The sequence below is a fragment of the Actinoplanes ianthinogenes genome, from assembly GCF_018324205.1.
Taxonomy (GTDB): domain Bacteria; phylum Actinomycetota; class Actinomycetes; order Mycobacteriales; family Micromonosporaceae; genus Actinoplanes; species Actinoplanes ianthinogenes.
Window position 1 is genome coordinate 7,708,027 of record NZ_AP023356.1, and the last position, 16,035, is coordinate 7,724,061.

Genomic DNA, 16,035 nt, shown 5'->3' on the forward strand with positions numbered 1-16,035 from the left:
GGTGCGGGTACTCTCCGCCCGCACGTTTCGGCGCCGGCTCGCCGGGGAGAGCAAGCATGACCGATCGCACCGAGCACGACGTCCCATGAGCACGCTGACCGCGAACCTGGACCTGCCGTTGCACCACGGCGCGCCCGGCGCCGCCCGCCGGGCGGTCGTCGCGGTGCTGACCGGCTGGGGCTTCCACGACCAGGACTGGCTGGAGACGGCCGCCGTGGTGGTCAGCGAGCTGGTCACCAACGCGGTCCGGCACGGCGGCGGCTGCCTCGCGCTGGCGGTCGAGGCGCACGAGGGCCGGGTGGTGGTGTCGGTCGCGGACGGCTCCGCGGTGGTGCCGCGCCGCCGCGACCCGGACGACGAGGGCGGCCGCGGGCTGGCGCTGATCGAGGCGCTCGCCGACCGCTGGACGGTGCGCAACCATGAGGGCGGCAAGCAGGTACGCGTGCTGCTCCCGCCGAGTGCTCAGGTCGTACCGTAAATCGTTCTTCAGATCTGGAACCGCTGGACGGCGGACCGCAACTGGCCGGCGAGCGTCTCCACGTCCTGCGCGGTGCGGGCCGCCTGGCCCGCCGCGGTCCGGCTGGCCGCGGTGCTGTGCGCGACGCTGGCGATGTTGCCGGCGATGTCGGTCGCGCCCGCCGCCGCCTCGCTCACCCCGCGGTTCATCTCGGCCGTCGTCGCGCTCTGCTGCTCGACCGCCGAGGCGATCGTGGTCTGGTAATCGCTGATCTGCTCGATGATCCGGCTGATCTCATCAATCGCGGTCACCGCCTGCCCGGTGTCGCTCTGGATCGCGGCGATCTGCTGGGAGATCTGCTCGGTGGCCCGCGCGGTCTCCTGGGCCAGGTCCTTCACCTCGCTGGCGACCACGGCGAAGCCCTTGCCCGACTCGCCGGCCCGGGCCGCCTCGATCGTCGCGTTCAGCGCGAGCAGGTTCGTCTGCTGGGCGATCGTGGTGATCACGTTGATCACGTCACCGATCTGCGCGGACGAGTCGCCGAGCCGGTTGATGGTGGCGCTGGTGGCGCGGGCCGCGGCGACCGCGTCCGAGGCGACCTGCGCGGCGTCGCCGGCGTTCCGGGAGATCTCGCTGATCGCCGAGCCCATCTCGTCGGTGCCGGCGGCGACCGTGTGCACGTTGCCGGAGACCCCGGAGGCGGTCGCCGCGGCCAGCCCCGCCTGCTGATCAGCCTCGGACACCGCGCTGTCGATCTCGGCGCTGACCCGGAGCATCGTCTGGGACGCCTCCTGCAACCGGCCGCCGTTCTCCACGATCTCGACCACCGTGCCGCGGATCCCGGCGACCGCCTCGTCGACGGCCCGGCCCATCATCGCGATCTCGTCCTGGCCGGACGTGTCGGCACGGACCGTGAGGTCGCCGCGAGCCATCGCCTGCAGGGCCTGCACCAGGCGGCCGATCGGGCGGGTCAGGCTGCGGGTGACCAGCACGGTGAGCAGCACCGCGGCCACCACCGCGAGCAGGAACACCACGATCATCGTGTTCCGGGCGGCGGCCGCCTGCTGCCGGGCCTGGTGGGTGACCGCCGTGGCCCGCTTGCCGACCGAGGCGACCAGCTTGTCGGTGCCCTCGACGATCTTGAAGTACAGCTCGTAGCCGGGGCCCAGGATGACCGCGTCGCCGCCCTTGACGTCGCCCTTGGCATACAGCGCCGCGGCCTTGAGGTCGGCCGTGAAGTAGTCGTCCCAGGTGGTCGCCAGGCCGGCGAAGATCGCCCGCTCGTCGGCCGTCATCGAGCCGGTGTCGGTGGCCTTCAGCAGGTCGAGCAGGCGCTGCTTGTCGGCCAGGAAGCCCTTCCGGTTCTCGTTGTCCGGGGCGACCGCCTGCTGTGGGCCGAGCCGGTAGGCGTCCCAGACGTAGGCGATCTGCCAGCCCGAGATGTCCGCGTCGAAGTACTTCTGCTCGTCGACCTGGTGCAGCAGATGCTGCAACGCCTGCACCCGGTCGGCGGTGTCGGACTGCCGGTTCAGCCCGGCCGCGCCGACGCCGACGGCGACCCCGAGCAGCACCAGCACGACGGCGAACGCCACCGCAAGGCGGCCGGCCAGCCGCAGACGACGCAACAATGCCATGCGATCAGCAGACCACGGTCAACCTCGCGATGGTGCCCTTTCCGGAACCGTCCGACATCACGGTCAGCGTGCCGTCGTGCGCCTTCATGATCCGCTGGGCGATGCTCAGTCCCAGCCCGACTCCGGGCACCGCCTGCTCCCGGGCGAATCGGCCGCGGTAGAACCGCTCGACCACGTGCGGCAGCTCGTCGGCGGGGATGCCGGCGCCCCCGTCGATCACGTCCAGGCCGGTCCGGTCGACCCGGATCCGGACCTCGGCGCCGGGCTCGCTGAACAGCACCGCGTTGCGGACCAGGTGCTCGGCGGCCTGGCTGAGCCGGGTCAGGTCACCCGGCACCCGGCCCGGGTCCGCGGGGACCTCCAGCCGCACCGTGATCTCCCGCTGCGCGGCCTGCGCCCGGCACGCGGCGAGCGCCGCCTCGGCGACCGTGACCAGGTCGGTCTGCGCCCGCAGCAGCGGCAGCGGGGTGCCCGCGGGCCGGGTGCCGGCCAGCAGGTGATCGACCATCCGGACCAGGCGCTCGCCGTTGCGCTGGATCGGGTCGATCATCATCCGGTACGGCTCCAGCTCCTCGTTGTCCACGAGCAGCTCCAGGTAGCCCTGGATGGTGGTGACCGGGGTGCGCAGCTCGTGCGACACGGTCGCGACGAAGTCCTCCTCGCGGCTGATCGCCCGGGACAGCTCGTCGCCGACCTCGGCCAGCAGCAGCCGGTTGCGGATCGCGGAGAGGTGCCCGGCGGCCTGCCCGGCCATCGTGCGCAGCAGGTCGACCTGCCGGTCCGCGGTGTCCCGCGGCCGGTCGTCGAGCACGCACACGGTGCCGAGCACGTGCCCGTCCTCGTCGGTCAGCGGCACGCCGGCGTAGTACCGGATGTGCGGCGCGCCGACCACGTTCTCCCAGGTCGAGTAGACCGGGTGGGTGAGCGCGTCACGCACGATGAGCGGCACCCGGCTGTCCACCACGTGCCCGCAGAACGAGCTGCTCAGCGGACCGCCGCTGCCCGGCATGCCGGTGGCGCCGGCGAACCACTGCCGGTCCGCGGCGACCAGCGTCACCGTGGCCATCGGGGTCTCGAAGATCGAGCTGGCCAGCCGGGTCAGCTCGTCGAGGACGACCGGGCGGGGCGCGTCGAGCAGCTGGTAGCTGCCTACCGCGGCCACCCGGGCCGCATCACCGACTGTGCTCATCTGGCTTCCTCTCTCACGAGGGTGACATTCGGCGACCGGCCCGGCGCACCTGAGAAGTTCGGCCGAACGCTCATTCGCCGGAACCCGGGGTCGATATGTGGCGGCGGCACATCACGGAGGAGGACGCCCATGCGGACCGAGCTGTACAAATCGGCCGGAGCCGACGACAAGAAACCCCTGGTACTGGTCGTCGACGACGAAGAGACCGTGCTCGAGACGCTGACCCTGCAACTCGGCCGGGAACACCGGGTGCTGACCGCCACGGACGGCGAGCAGGCGCTCAAGGTGCTGGCCGAGCACGGTCCGGCCGCCGCCGTGGTCAGTGACATGCGGATGCCCGGCATGAACGGCATCGAGCTGCTGCGCCGGGTGCAGATGGAGTACCCGGACACCACCCGGGTGCTGCACACCGGATACGGCGACATGGCCACCGCGGTGGCCGCGATCAACTCCGGTGGTGTGTACCGCTACCTGCCGAAACCGGCCGACACCGACGCGCTGCGCGGGGCGATCCGCGAGTCGGTGGCCAAGCACAACCAGGCGATGGCCGAGCGGGACCTGCTCGACCGCACCCTGCGCACCAGCGTGAAGGCGCTGTTCGGGGTCCTCGAACTGTCCAACCCGCCCGCCTACCAGCGGGCCGGCCGGATCAGCACGCTGGTCGGCGAGCTCTGCGACCTGCTCCAGCTGGCCGGCCTCTGGGAGATCGAGGTCGCGGCGATGGCCTCGCAGCTCGGCGCGGTCACCGTGCCCGCCTCGACGCTCGCCAAGGTGGAGCGGGGCCTGCCGCTGACCGAGGACGAGCGGGCCTCGGTCGACGCCATGCCACGGATCGCGCTGCGGCTGCTCGGCGACATCCCGATGATGCAGGACGTGCTCGCCATCGTCCGCGGGCTGCCCGGCGCGCCGGCCGGTCCGGAGGGTCGCTCGGCGCTGGTCGAGGACGGGATCGCGGTGCTGCGCACGGCGATCGCGTTCGAGGCGTTGCAGTTCCGCGGCCTCAACGACGTCACCGCGATCACCGCGATCGAGGAGCGGGAGGACCACTACCCGCACGTGGTCGCGGCGCTGCGCCGGCTCAAGGGGGTGCGCGCGGTCAAGGACACCGTGCGCAGCGTCCGGGTCCGCGAGCTGGAGGTCGGCATGCGGCTGATCGAGGACGTGGTGGCGACCAACGGGCTGGTCCTGATCGGCAAGGACACCGTGATCACCGAGCTGATGCTGGACCGGCTGACGAACTTCGCCCGCGCGGTGGAGCTGGTCGAGGAGGTGCTCGCCTCGGTGCCGTACCGCGCGAGCGTCAAACCGACCGCGTTCGCCGGGCATCGCTGACCGTCGCGGCCGTCTCGTACTCGTCGGCCAGCGCCGTCACCGCCCGTAACGCCCCGGCGGCCTCGGCCCGGATCCGTCCGGCCGTGCCCGCCGGGTCGGTGACCTTGCCCGCGCGCGCCTGATCCTCCAGCGCCGCGCAGAGCGCGGCCAGCGCGGTCGCGCCGATGTTGCCGGCCGACCCCTTCAACGCGTGCGCCCGATCCCGGAGAACTCCCAGGTCGGTCTGCTGGAGTGCGGCGATCACCTGATCGACGGCGGCAGGGGTGCGTGCCGCGAAGTTCCGCAGAAGTCGCAGCACCAGCGCCAGCTCGGCGGGTGTCGGATCCGGGTCGGTGATCGCCGCGATCCGCGCCCGAACGGTTGCCAACCGCTCCTCACTCATGCGCTCATCCTGCGCCCATCGGCTGGTCCTTCGCCGAAGAAGACCTTGAAATGCAAGATCAAATTCTTCATTGACGCGCGTCCGCTTCGGTGCGGATCGCATGCTCCCGCGCGGGCCGAGGGCGGCGATCTGGCCGCTGGCGCGTCCAAACCAATCGCCGCCCTCTTCACTGTCCGCGGCCGGTTCCGGAGATCAACCCCCAGCTGGCCCCCACCGCCCTAACCCATGCCCAGATAGGGCCCTGAGCACCAGCCCGACACTCCCCAGCTGGCCCCCAGCGCCCTGTCCCGTGCCCGGATAGGGCCACCAGAACCAGCCCGACACCCCTCGGCTGGTGCTCAGCGCCCTATCGCGTGCCCGGGTAGGGCCGTCAGGGCCAGCCCGACACTCCCCGGCTGGTGCTCAGCGCCCTGTCGCGTGCCCGGGTAGGGCCGTCAGGGCCAGCCCGACACCCCTCGGCTGCTGCTCAGCGCCCTATCGCGTGCCCGGGTAGGGCCGCCAGGACCAGCCCGACACTCCCCGGCTGGTGCTCAGCGCCCTATCCCGTGCCCGGATAGGGCCGTCAGGGCCAGCCCGACACCCCCGGCTGGTCCTCAGCGCCCTGTCCCGTGCCCGGATAGGGCCGTCAGGGCCAGCCCGACACTCGCCGGCTGGTGCTCAGCGCCCTGTGCCGCGCCCGGGTAGGGCCGTCAGGGCCAGCCCGACACTCCTCGGCTGGTGCTCAGCGCCCTATCGCGTGCCCGGATAGGGCCGCCAGGGCCAGCCGGGCACTTCGCGGCGGGGTGGTCACGAAAACCGGGAACCGTTCTTAGGCTCCCCAGCCGGCCTGCGTGCCGCCGACGCGCTCGGCGGCGGTGCTCAGGGCGTACCCCGAAGCTTTGAAAGCCTTGACCGGGTCGCGCGGCAGCCCCCTGGCCTCGCGCCTGTCCGCGAGCGCCGCCCGCACATCGGTCTCGTAGGCGTCCATCAGGATCTGGTTGGCGGTCAGGACATCACCCTCGCGCTGTGCGGTGGCGAGTGCGTCCTGGTCGACGAGCAGCGCCTTGGCCAGGGCTTGTTCGACGTTGAGGACCGACCTGATCTGGCCGGGGATCTTCTCCTCGATGTTGTGGCACTGGTCGAGCATGAAGTTGACCTTCGAGGACGGCAGGTGTGCGCCGACCGCCACGATCTCCGCCATGATGCGGAACAGCTGGAACGGGTCGGCGGCGCCGACGATCAGGTCGTCGTCGGCGTAGAAGCGCGAGTTGAAGTCGAACGCGCCGAGCCGACCCTGCCGCAGCAGCTGCATCACGATGAACTCGATGTTGGTGCCCGGCGCGTGGTGCCCGGTGTCCAGGACGACCGTGGCCTTCTCGCCCAGCGCCAGGCAGTGCAGCAGCGAGGTGCCCCAGTCCGGGATGTCCATGCTGTAGAAGTACGGTTCGAAGAACTTGTACTCGAGCAGGATCCGGTGGTCGTCGCCGAGCGCGTCGTAGATCCGCCGCAGCGACTCGGCGAGCCGGTCCTGCCGCCCGCGCAGCGAGTCCTGCCCGGGATAATTCAGGCCGTCCGGCAGCCAGATCTTCAGGTCGGTCGAGCCGGTCTCCCGCATGATCTCGATGCAGCGCAGGTGGTGCCGGACCGCGTGGTCGCGGATCGCCGGGTCGGGGTGGCAGAGCGAGCCGAGCTTGTAGTCGTCCTCCTGGAACAGGTTCGAGTTGATCGCGCCCAGCCGGACGCCCAGCTTCTCGGCGTGCTCGCGCAGGCCGGACCAGTCGTCGACGGTGTCCCACGGGATGTGCAGGGAGATCCGCGGGGCGAGGCCGGTGAGCCGGTGCACCTGGGCCGCGTCGGAGATTTTTTCGTACGGGTTCCGCGGCACTCCGGGCTGGGTGAACACCTTGAACCGGGTGCCCGAGTTCCCGTACGCCCAGCTGGGCACCTCGACGCTGAAGCCGTCCAGACCGTCCAGATGCTGAACCGGCAGCGTCATGCCCTCCTGGCCCTCGCCTGCGAGGCCGCTGTCCTGTGCGGGTGGCTGCCGCTCGGTGCGGTCGGTCATGACTAGGTGCCTCCGTATCGGCGGTTCGTGAGCCCGTTGAGCAGGGCCGCGAAGATCAGCACGGCGCCCAGGGCGAGCAACTGGTACTGCGAGCCCTCGTTCCCGACGAAGGCGAGCAGGATCCCGGCGTTGAGCCAGACGATCAGCAGGGTGGCCAGGACGACGCCGGCCACCCGGCCGATGCCGCCGGTGATCGCCACGCCGCCGAGCACCGCGATGGTGATCGCGGGCAGCGCCATGCCGTTGCCGGAGACGCCGGCGTCCGGCCGGGCCGACGCGAACTGGCCGACCGTGACCACCGCGACCAGCCCGGAGAGCAGGCCCGCGTAGACGTACGCCTTGAATCGGGTGTCCCGCACGGGCAGCCCGGCCCAGCGCCCGGCGACGTCGTTGGTGCCGATCGCGTAGAGCCGCCGTCCGTACGTCGTGCGGTTGAGCAGGATCCAGACCGCGACCACGGCCGGCAGCAGGAAGGTGAAGATGCCGAGCGGGACGTCCGGGATGTACTGACCGAACAGCGGCAGCTCGACCGACTTGCTGATCGAGAAGAGCTCCTGGATCGGCCTGGTGCTGATCGGCTGCTGGTTGTTGATCACGATGGCCAGGGACTTGTACGCGTAGTAGGTGGCCAGCGTGGCGATCAGCGCGGGGAACCCGATGTAGGACACCAGGAAGCCGTTGAGCGCGCCGCACAGCGCCCCGAACAGGGCGGCGAGGATGATCGCCGCCCAGAGGGGCCAGCCCCAGTGGCCGTACGCGAAGCCGAAGACCATCCCGGCGAGCGACACGATCGCGCCGACCGAGAGGTCGATACCGCCCCGGCCGGAGAGGATCACCAGCAGTTCCGCGAGGCCGAGCATGGCCAGCGGGACCGCGTTGATCAGCGCCGCGGACATGTAGTCGAAGTCGTAGGGCGCGGTCAGGTAGCCGCCCGCGTCCTGGATGAAGAACGTCACCACGACGGCGACGATCAGCACGGCGAGCAGGGCGATCCGCTGGGTGAGCAGGACCCGCAGGACCCGGGCGCCGGTGCTCTCGGTGGTGGCGGGCGCGGTGGCGGTGGTCATCGGTTCCCTCCCGTCGCGGACTCCAGGCGGCTCCGGCGGGCGCGGGCCCGGATCAGGTCGGCGCCGACCGCCACGATGATGAAGATGCCGACGAACAGGTCGGACAGCTGCGAGCGCCAGCCCAGCTGGGTCACGCCGGAGGCGACCGACTGCACCAGCAGCGCGCCCAGGAAGGTGCCGAGCACCGACCCGCGCCCGCCCATGATCGACGTCCCGCCGATCACCACGGCCGCGATCACGGCCAGCTCCTTGCCGGAGCCGACCGACTGGTCCAGCGTGGACGTCCCCTGCGCGATGACGAAGCACGCGGCCAGGCCGACGAGCAGCCCGGTGATCAGGTACGCCAGCAGCACCCGCCGCTGCACCCGCACCCCGGCCAGCCGGGCCGCCTGCGCATCCCCGCCGATCGCGAAGAAGTGCCGGCCACCGGCGGTGTGCCGCAGGTACCACCACGCGGCCACGGTGAGCAGCGCGGTGATCAGGAACGCGTGCGGGACACCGAGCGTGCGCCCGGCCGTCCCGCGCCCGAAGAACGCCAGGGTCCCGGGGATCCCGTTCACCGTCCCGGACCCGAAGATCCGCAGGCCGAGGAACATGAAGATGTTCGCGGTGCCGAACGTGATGATGATCGCGTGCACCCGCCCGTAGGCGATCAGCACGCCGTTGACCAGTCCCAGCACCCCACCGGCAGCGACCGAGAGCAGCACCGCGACGCCGAGCCCGGCCCCGCCGCCGACCAGGGCCTTGGCGGTCAGCACCGAGCACACCATCAGCGCGCCGCCGACCGAGACGTCGATCCCGCCCGTGATGATCACGATGGTCATGCCGATCCCGACCAGCGCGACCGGGGCGGTGGTGACCAGCAGCGGCTGGATCGAGCCGGCCGTCAGGAACGCCGGGGTGCTGATCGCGAGCGCGGCCCAGAGCGCCGCGATCACGCCGAGCAGCACGACCTCCTGGCTGGTGACCGGGGGCGGGAGGACCCGCGGCCTGCCGTTCACTGATCGCCTCCCGCGGCCGCGGCCAGCAGGTCCACCTGGCTCGCGTCCGGGCCGAACGACGCGGTCGTCGTCCCGCCCCGGACCACCTGGATCCGGTCCGCGATCCGGAGCGCCTCCGGCAGGTCGGCGGTCACCACCAGGACCGCCGTGCCGGCCTCGGCCAGCTCGGTGATGATCCGGTGGATCTCCTCCTTGGCGCCGACGTCGACGCCCTGGGTGGGCTCGGCCAGGATCAGCACCTTCGGCCGTTCCACCAGTTGCCGGGCGAGGACCACCTTCTGCGCGTTGCCGCCGGACATGGCGCTGATCGGCTGGCGTTCGCTGGGTGTCTTCACCGAGAGCCGGCGGATCAGGTCGACCGCGACGGCCTTCTCCCGGGCCCGGTCCAGCAGGACGCCGAAGCGGGAGAGCAGCGTGAGGTGGCCGGCCGAGATGTTGAAGGCGATCGACTGGAAGGCGAACATGCCCTCGGCCTTGCGGTTCGCGGGCAACAGGGCGACGCCGAGCTTCTGCGCCTCGCGCGGCGAGCGCGGATCGACGGTCTCGCCGTCGATCTTCAGAGCGCCGGAGGTCGCGCGGTCGATGCCGTAGACACTGGCGGCGATCTCCGAGACGCCGGAGCCGACCAGGCCGTAAAGGGCGACGATCTCGCCTTTTCTCACCATGACGTCGACGTCGTGGAACTTGCCGGCCCGACCGAGTTTGCGCAGCTCGAGGACCGGCGGGCCATCCGGGACGTCGCGGTGCGGACGCTCGTCGGAGAGGATGCCGCCGACCATCAGCTCCGCGATGCGACGGACCGACAGATCGCCGATCGGATACGTCCCGATCGTCTGGCCGTCGCGCATGACGGTGACCTCGTCGGCGATCCGGAACAGCTCGTCCAGGCGGTGCGAGATGTAGATGACCGCCACGCCGTCCGCGGTGAGCCGGCGGACCACGCCGAAGAGCACCTCGATCTCGGCGTCGGTCAGGATCGCCGACGGCTCGTCGAGGATCAGCACGTTCGCCTTCGCGGCGAGGGCCTTGGCGATCGACACCTGCTGCTGCTCGGCGACCGAGAGGGTGTTGACGGTGGCGGTGGCGTACCGGGCCGGGAGGCCGAGCCGCTCCAGCAGCTCGACCACCCGTCTGTTCTGCTCCGCCCAGTCCACCTTTCCGGTCCGCTTCAGCTCCCGGCCGAGGAAGATGTTCTCCGCGACCGTGAGCTCGGCGAACAGCTGCGGCTCCTGGTACACGGTGGCGATCCCGAGCGCGATCGCGTCGGTGGTGTGCGCGATCCGGACCGGCTCGCCGTCGAACTCGATCGTGCCGGAGTCGGCGGTCTCCGCCCCCGACACGATCTTGATCATCGTCGACTTGCCGGCGCCGTTCTCACCGACGAGCGCGTGGACGCGGCCCGCGCGTACCGTGAAATCGGCTCTCTGAATGGCGCGGACCGCGCCGAACCGCTTCGCGATCCCGGCCAGGCGCAGCCGGGGTTTCTCCTCGGTCATCAGTAGTTGAACTGGTCGACGTTCTCGGCGGTGATCGCCAGCGCCGGGCCGAGCAGCAGCATCTTGCTCGCCGAGTCGTAGGCGACCGCGGGCAGTTTGTCGCTGACGTTGTTGGTGGCCTGGAACTGCTTGCCCTCGGCGATCTGCGCGCCGGCCCAGGCGGTGAGGTAGCCCAGGTTCTGCACGTCCCAGAGGATCGCGGCGGACGAGGACTTGTCCTGAAGGTACGGCTTCATCGACTGCGGGGTGCCGAGGCCGACGGTGAAGACCTTGCCGATCTTGCCGGCGTCCTTGACCGCCTGCGCCACGCCCGGCGCGGAGCTCGTGCACTCGCCGACCAGGCCGGTCAGGTCCGGGTGCGCGTTCATCAGGTCGGTCGCCATCTGCGTCGACTTGGCCTGGTCCTCACCGGCGTAGACGACGTCGACGATGGTCGCGTCCGGGTACTTGGTCTTGGTGTACTCCTGCTGCACCTTGATCCAGGAGTTGAGGTTCTCGGCGGTCTGGCCGCAGGAGACGATGGCATATTTGCCCTTGCCGCCCATGGCCTTGAGCAGGGCGTCCGTCAATCCCTGGCCGATGCCCTCGGCGGTGGCCTGGTTGACGAAGACCTCCCGGACGCTGTTCGGCGCGTCGGTGTCGGCGGTCGCCACGTGGATGCCGGCGTCCTTGGCCTGCTGGAGCAGCGGGGCCATGCTGTCCGGGTCGTTCGGGGCGACGATCAGGGTGTCGACCTTCTGCTGGATGTAGGAGCGGACGATGTCGGCCTGGGCGGCGGCGTCGGCCTGGGTCGGGCCCTGGTAGAGCCACTCGACGTTGCCGAGGGCGGTGGCGGCGGCCTTGCCGCCGGCGTTCATCGCCTCGAAGTAGGGGACACCTTGGAGCTTCGGGACGAAGGCGACCTTGTAGGTCTTCTTGCCGTCGGTGCTGCCGGTGGCGGTGTCGTTGTCATTCTTCTTGGTGCAGCCGGCGAGGGCGACGGCGGCGGTGGTCGTGAGCGCGACAGCAAGGGCCAGTCGGGAACGCATGGATGCCTCCAGCGACTTGAAACGTTCTATCTGGAATGTGGCCCACGTTACGGTGGGGTTATGAGGCGGTCAAGAGCCGTGTTCAAACGGTGTCCTTGATGGGATGACACGTTTCAAGCGGTCCGCTCATCCCTAGATCCTTTTTTCGTACGACCACAGCACCGTCCCGTCCGTCCACCTCCCTCCCGCCCCTTCGCCCTACTCCCTCCGACCCCTCGCCGCTTTCCTTGCGCCGCCTTCGCCCCCTTGCCCTTCCTTGCGCCGCCTCCTACCTCGCGGCCTCCGGGTGCCCGCCTCCTTGCGTCGCGTGGCTTCCTTGGGTCGCGCTGCCTCCTCGGGCCGTGTCGCCCCTTGCGCAGGTGCGGGTGCTGTCCCTCCCGAGCCGCGCTCCCTTCTCCGTAGACGGCTTGGGCAGGGGAAAGGGGTGATTAGGTGGGGTTGGGACGGGTACGTGAAGTCTTCGAAAGCTGCGCAGGACGGAGGGGACGATGGCGCACACGGACGCGCGAGTCGATCAGGCATCGACCGCGGAACTGGTCAGCCGGCTGAGCGAGCAGATGTCGACGCTGGTCCGGGACGAACTGACACTCGCCCGCATCGAGCTGATGGAAAAGGGCAAACGTGCCGGAAAGGGCGCCGGTCTGCTGGGCGCCGCCGGCGTCATCGCGATGTACGGCGTAGGCGCCCTCCTGGTCACCGCCGGCGCCGCCCTGGCCCTGGTCATGCCGGTCTGGGTAGCCGCCTTGATCATCACGGCCGCCCTTTTCCTGACCGCCGGCGTCACCGCGCTGGCCGGTCGCCAGGAGGTCCGCCACGCGGTACCCCCGACCCCGGAGGCCGCGATCGCGAGCGGCCGTGAGGACGTCGACGCCTTCATGACCGCCGCCCGCACCGGGAGGAACCTGTGACCAACAATGCCAGCGGCGGGAAATCCACTTCCGGGACCACCTCACCCTCCGGAAGCGCCCCCGCCGCTGGCAGCAGCCCGGACTCCGGCCGGGACCCTGCCCCCGGCCCAGGCCCGGCCGGAAAGTCCCCGGGCGGCGCCGCCCCGGCCGGCAAGGCCCCTACCAACAGCACCCGAGGCACCACGTCCCCGGGCGCCACCCGAACCGGCAAATCCTCCGCCGGCACCGCCCCGAAGAACCCCACCCCCAAACCCGGTCCACCCCAAGCCACCACCCCGAAACCCGGCCCGCCCCAAGCCGGCGCCGCCAAGCCCGGCCCACCCCAAGCCGGCACCGCCAAGCCCGGCCCACCCCAGGCCGGCACCGCCAAGCCCGGCCCACCCCAGGCCGGTACCGCCAAGCCGGGCTCGCCTCATGCCGGTGCCGCCGGGCCGCCTCAAGCCAGTACCGAGAAGCCCGGCTCGCCCCAAGCCGGTACCACGAAGCCCGGCTCTTTCCAGGCCGGCACTCCGAAGCCAGGCCCGCCTCAGGCCGGGGCTCCCAAGCCAGGTCCGCCGCAGGCTGGTGTCCCGTCATCAGAGCCCGCCGCCGAGCCTGGCGCGGCTCAGACCAGTGCGTCGAAGGCAGCGGCGCCGGAGGCCGCTACCCCGAAGCCCGGCCCGCCCCAGGCTGGCACTCCAAAACCAGGCCCACCCCAGGCCGGTGCCCCAAAACCGGTGCCGCCTGCTTCGAGCGCCGCCGCGAAACCGGTGCCGCCTGCTTCGAGCGCCGCCGCGAAACCGACGCCGCCTGCTCCGAGCGCCGCCGCGAAACCGGCGTCGCCTGCTCCGAGCGCTGGTCCGGTACCGCATTCACCGATCTCAAGCGCGGCTCCGAAACCTTCACCGCACCCTTCAGCGCCGGGCGCGGCTCCGAAACCCGCGCCGCCGCAGAACGGGTCTCCTGCTGCGGGCTCGTCGGCGGGTTCCAGCCCTACGCCGTCGAAGGCCGATGTGCCGTCGCCGCACGCGCCGACTACCACGCCCGCGCCGCCGAAACCCACTTCCGCGGCCGCGGGTTCCGCAGCGTCGGCTGCGGCGAAACCGGGAGCGCCGAAAACGAGCGTTCCGGAGGTGGCGGCGGCCGGCGCCGACCGGGCAGACGCCAAGGGATCGCCTGCTGTGGCGAAGCCTGGCGCATCCAGCGAGAGTGGTCCGGCCGCGGCTGAGCAGCGCGGTCCAGCGTCCATCGGCCAGAGCGAAACGAAAGGTCCCGGTCCGGGCCCTTCGCACGGTGAGGCGCCCGGCCCGGTCAAGGTCACCGAGCCTACGGCCGTGGCCGCCGGGAAGTCCGGGACTGCTCTGTTCGAGGTTCCCGAAGTGGGTGCAGCCCCGAAGCCACTGTCCGCCACCTCGGCGGGCAGTGCACCGGAGCCGGAATCCTCGAAGGCCTCGCCCGCTCCGAAACCTGGCTCGTCACCCGCGCCGACCGCGGGATCTCCGATGAATGAGACGTCGAAGGGGGATTCGTCCATGTCTGTGCAGTCGAAGCCGGGAGCCGCCGGAGCGGGCGGAAAGCCACCGCGTGACGCCGCACAGCTGCGCGAGGAGATCGAGCAGACTCGGGCCGAGATGGGAGAGACCGTCGAGGCGCTGGTGGCCAAGGCCGACATCCCGGGCCGGGTCAAGCAGTCCGCAGCGGAGAAGACCGCGCAGCTCAAGGAATCCGCCGCCGACCTCAAAAACGCAGCCGCCGAGAAAACCGCGGAGCTGAAGGACGCGGCCACGGACAAGGCCGCGGGGTTGAAGGGGTCGGCCACGGACAAGGCCGCGGAGTTGAAGGGGTCGGCCACGGACAAGGCCGCGGGGTTGAAGGAGGCGGCCGTGGACAAGGCCGCGGGGTTGAAGGAGGCGGCCACGGGCAAGGCCGCGGAGTTGAAGGAGGCCGCCACCGACAAGGCCTCGGGATGGAAAGAAGCCGCTGCTGACAAGGCCGCAGAACTGAAAGATGTGGCTTCCGGCAAGGCCGGAGCACTGATGGACGCCACCGCGGAGAAGGCGGCGGAGTTGAAGGGCGCCGCAGGCGGGCAGGCAGCGGACGGAGAAAAGACCGTCAACCTCCGGCAAGCCGCGACCGAAAAGGCGACCGTACTCAAGGAATCCGTCGCCGGAGGAGTGCGCAATCAGGCCGCGGAGAAAATGGAGCACCTTAAGGAGCGCGCGGCGGCCATGGGGGCGCACGCCAAGGAGGCGATGACCCCGAGCGGCCACGCTCCGGCGCACATCACCGAGGCCACGGCCCAGGCCGGCACCAGAGTGGCCACGTCCGCAGCCGACGCCGCCACCGCCGTGATCGACACAGCACGGCGCCGGGTCGCGGCCCACCCCAAGAAGTACGCCATCATCGGCGCCGCCCTGGCCACCGCCGCAGCCGGAGTCGCCCTGATCCGCCGCTCCCGCTGACCGCCGAAAAGGCGAAGGTCCAGCCCGCGCGCCCGCTGACCGCCGAAAGAGCCGACGGCCCAGCCCACGCACCCGCTGACCGCCGACAAAGCCGAAAGCTCAGCCCGCGCACCCGTTGACCGCCGAAAAGGCGAAGGCCCAGCCCACGCAACCCGGGCTGGGCCGCGGCGTCGGGGTTCGAGGGGTTGCCGATCGAGAGGCCGCTGTCCGAGCCCGGACCGCCCCATCAGAGCGGGAACGAGCAGGGCTCGGCGCCGGCGTTGCTCCGCGCGTATCTAAAGATCGATCAAAGACAGCAACGCCTCGTGCGTCTCGGCGTCAGCAGCGGCCAGCAGCCCCGACCCCGACTGCCAAGGCTTCCCGTCCGCCCCGGTGACCACGCACCCCGCCGCCTCACACACCGCGATCCCGGCCGCGAAGTGCACGCTGTTCCTGACGTCCCCATAGGTCAGATAGGCCGCCCGCCGCCCGTCCGCCACCCACAGCAGCGCCAGCGTGGTCGACATCACCCGCGGCCGGAAACGCTCGCGGAAACCCGGTGCGCCGATCACCATGGCCGGCTCGACCGGGAACGGCGGGTCCAGGTTGATGTCGACCAGCGCCGACTCGGGGGAGGGGACCAGCGGCACGTCACTGCCGTCCGGGCGGCGGACCCGGGCCACCGCGCCGTCCGTCCAGTACGTCTCACCGGTGAACGGATCGGCCGACGCGGCCGCCGTCACCCGCGCACCGTCCCGCAGGGCGACGTTGGCGGCGACCAGCGGAGTCCGGACCGCGTAGTTCAGCGTGCCGCACAGCGGATCGACCAGCCAGCGGCGCCGGGCGTCGGCCGGTCCGGAGGCGCCGGTCTCCTCGCCGGTGATCGCGTCGTCCGGGCAGGCCGCCCGCAACACCTCGTGAATGGCCTGCTCAGCGGCGAGGTCCGCGGCCGTGGCGAAGTCGCCGCCACCCTTGTCGACCCGGTCCAGGGCGCGCCCGTACCGGTCCCGGATGACGTCCGCGGCGGCCAGCGCGGCGGCGATGGCGGTCTCATGATCCATGGTTCGGACCGTAGTG

14 protein-coding genes are annotated in these 16,035 nt (G+C 71.2%); 4 read left to right on the top strand and 10 right to left on the bottom strand.

Features of this window, described 5'->3' with window-relative positions; genetic code table 11:
* The first annotated feature begins 85 nt into the window (after positions 1-85).
* Positions 86-478 (top strand): ATP-binding protein, encoded by a 393-nt coding sequence (locus Aiant_RS34800; RefSeq protein WP_189333872.1) that lies wholly within the window; start codon positions 86-88, stop codon positions 476-478.
* Between the two features lie 8 nt (positions 479-486).
* On the opposite strand, the gene Aiant_RS34805 is transcribed toward Aiant_RS34800, so the two are convergent.
* Both Aiant_RS34805 and Aiant_RS34810 read right to left on the bottom strand, forming a co-directional pair.
* On the bottom strand, positions 487-2,091 hold the full coding sequence (locus Aiant_RS34805) for a methyl-accepting chemotaxis protein (protein WP_189333873.1): 1,605 nt from the start codon (positions 2,089-2,091) through the stop codon (positions 487-489).
* 4 nt (positions 2,092-2,095) lie between these two features.
* Entirely contained in the window at positions 2,096-3,280 is a 1,185-nt protein-coding gene (locus Aiant_RS34810) for a GAF domain-containing sensor histidine kinase (protein ID WP_189333874.1), read from the bottom strand.
* Positions 3,281-3,409: 129 nt separating this feature from the next.
* Here Aiant_RS34810 and Aiant_RS34815 point away from each other — a divergent pair, with 129 nt between their 5' ends.
* Positions 3,410-4,612 (top strand): response regulator, encoded by a 1,203-nt coding sequence (locus Aiant_RS34815; protein ID WP_189333875.1) that lies wholly within the window; start codon positions 3,410-3,412, stop codon positions 4,610-4,612.
* Here Aiant_RS34815 and Aiant_RS34820 read toward each other — a convergent pair.
* The 6 genes from Aiant_RS34820 to Aiant_RS34845 all read right to left on the bottom strand — a co-directional run bounded on the left by Aiant_RS34820 (position 4,581) and on the right by Aiant_RS34845 (position 11,630).
* Positions 4,581-4,994 carry an Hpt domain-containing protein gene (locus tag Aiant_RS34820; protein WP_189333876.1) on the bottom strand — a complete coding sequence of 138 codons (414 nt, stop codon included), beginning with the start codon at positions 4,992-4,994 and terminating at the stop codon, positions 4,581-4,583. The genes Aiant_RS34815 and Aiant_RS34820 overlap by 32 nt on opposite strands.
* Positions 4,995-5,802: 808 nt before the next feature.
* A complete protein-coding gene (gene rhaI, locus Aiant_RS34825; RefSeq protein WP_229830821.1) occupies positions 5,803-7,038 on the bottom strand; it encodes an L-rhamnose isomerase in 1,236 nt (411 codons plus the stop codon).
* A 2-nt stretch (positions 7,039-7,040) separates the two neighbouring features.
* Positions 7,041-8,105, bottom strand: coding sequence for an ABC transporter permease (locus Aiant_RS34830; protein WP_189333877.1), 1,065 nt, complete (start codon positions 8,103-8,105; stop codon positions 7,041-7,043).
* Positions 8,102-9,106 carry an ABC transporter permease gene (locus tag Aiant_RS34835; protein WP_189333878.1) on the bottom strand — a complete coding sequence of 335 codons (1,005 nt, stop codon included), beginning with the start codon at positions 9,104-9,106 and terminating at the stop codon, positions 8,102-8,104. Before Aiant_RS34835 ends, Aiant_RS34830 begins: the two co-directional genes overlap by 4 nt.
* The gene (locus Aiant_RS34840; protein WP_189333879.1) at positions 9,103-10,602 is read right to left on the bottom strand and encodes a sugar ABC transporter ATP-binding protein; all 1,500 of its coding nucleotides are present in this window, start codon (positions 10,600-10,602) and stop codon (positions 9,103-9,105) included. Before Aiant_RS34840 ends, Aiant_RS34835 begins: the two co-directional genes overlap by 4 nt.
* The gene (locus Aiant_RS34845) at positions 10,602-11,630 is read right to left on the bottom strand and encodes an autoinducer 2 ABC transporter substrate-binding protein (protein WP_189333880.1); all 1,029 of its coding nucleotides are present in this window, start codon (positions 11,628-11,630) and stop codon (positions 10,602-10,604) included. Before Aiant_RS34845 ends, Aiant_RS34840 begins: the two co-directional genes overlap by 1 nt.
* Positions 11,631-12,118: 488 nt before the next feature.
* Between Aiant_RS34845 and Aiant_RS34850 the strand changes: the two genes are divergently transcribed.
* Positions 12,119-12,538: a phage holin family protein gene (locus tag Aiant_RS34850; protein ID WP_189333881.1), complete on the top strand. Its 420-nt coding sequence runs from the start codon at positions 12,119-12,121 to the stop codon at positions 12,536-12,538.
* Between the two features lie 604 nt (positions 12,539-13,142).
* Here Aiant_RS34850 and Aiant_RS34855 read toward each other — a convergent pair.
* Positions 13,143-14,051 carry a hypothetical protein gene (locus Aiant_RS34855; RefSeq protein WP_189333882.1) on the bottom strand — a complete coding sequence of 303 codons (909 nt, stop codon included), beginning with the start codon at positions 14,049-14,051 and terminating at the stop codon, positions 13,143-13,145.
* Here Aiant_RS34855 and Aiant_RS34860 point away from each other — a divergent pair.
* Complete coding sequence (locus tag Aiant_RS34860; RefSeq protein ID WP_189333883.1) at positions 14,050-14,979, top strand: DUF3618 domain-containing protein; 930 nt, start codon at positions 14,050-14,052, stop codon at positions 14,977-14,979. The genes Aiant_RS34855 and Aiant_RS34860 overlap by 2 nt on opposite strands.
* 275 nt (positions 14,980-15,254) lie before the next feature.
* Here the strand turns inward: Aiant_RS34860 and Aiant_RS34865 are convergent, their stop codons facing one another.
* A complete protein-coding gene (locus tag Aiant_RS34865; RefSeq protein ID WP_189333884.1) occupies positions 15,255-16,019 on the bottom strand; it encodes an inositol monophosphatase family protein in 765 nt (254 codons plus the stop codon).
* Positions 16,020-16,035: the final 16 nt, after the last annotated feature.

Excerpts from the sequence above, each read along its gene's own strand:
- Aiant_RS34865 (WP_189333884.1), bottom strand. The coding sequence starts at position 16,019 with ATGGATCATGAGACCGCCATCGCCGCCGCGCTGGCCGCCGCGGACGTC.
- Aiant_RS34820 (WP_189333876.1), bottom strand. The coding sequence starts at position 4,994 with ATGAGTGAGGAGCGGTTGGCAACCGTTCGGGCGCGGATCGCGGCGATC.
- Aiant_RS34805 (WP_189333873.1), bottom strand. The coding sequence starts at position 2,091 with ATGGCATTGTTGCGTCGTCTGCGGCTGGCCGGCCGCCTTGCGGTGGCG.
- Aiant_RS34840 (WP_189333879.1), bottom strand. The coding sequence starts at position 10,602 with ATGACCGAGGAGAAACCCCGGCTGCGCCTGGCCGGGATCGCGAAGCGG.
- Aiant_RS34845 (WP_189333880.1), bottom strand. The coding sequence starts at position 11,630 with ATGCGTTCCCGACTGGCCCTTGCTGTCGCGCTCACGACCACCGCCGCC.
- Aiant_RS34830 (WP_189333877.1), bottom strand. The coding sequence starts at position 8,105 with ATGACCACCGCCACCGCGCCCGCCACCACCGAGAGCACCGGCGCCCGG.
- Aiant_RS34860 (WP_189333883.1), top strand. The coding sequence starts at position 14,050 with ATGTCTGTGCAGTCGAAGCCGGGAGCCGCCGGAGCGGGCGGAAAGCCA.
- Aiant_RS34800 (WP_189333872.1), top strand. The coding sequence starts at position 86 with ATGAGCACGCTGACCGCGAACCTGGACCTGCCGTTGCACCACGGCGCG.
- Aiant_RS34810 (WP_189333874.1), bottom strand. The coding sequence starts at position 3,280 with ATGAGCACAGTCGGTGATGCGGCCCGGGTGGCCGCGGTAGGCAGCTAC.
- Aiant_RS34855 (WP_189333882.1), bottom strand. The coding sequence starts at position 14,051 with ATGGACGAATCCCCCTTCGACGTCTCATTCATCGGAGATCCCGCGGTC.
- rhaI (WP_229830821.1), bottom strand. The coding sequence starts at position 7,038 with ATGACCGACCGCACCGAGCGGCAGCCACCCGCACAGGACAGCGGCCTC.
- Aiant_RS34815 (WP_189333875.1), top strand. The coding sequence starts at position 3,410 with ATGCGGACCGAGCTGTACAAATCGGCCGGAGCCGACGACAAGAAACCC.
- Aiant_RS34850 (WP_189333881.1), top strand. The coding sequence starts at position 12,119 with ATGGCGCACACGGACGCGCGAGTCGATCAGGCATCGACCGCGGAACTG.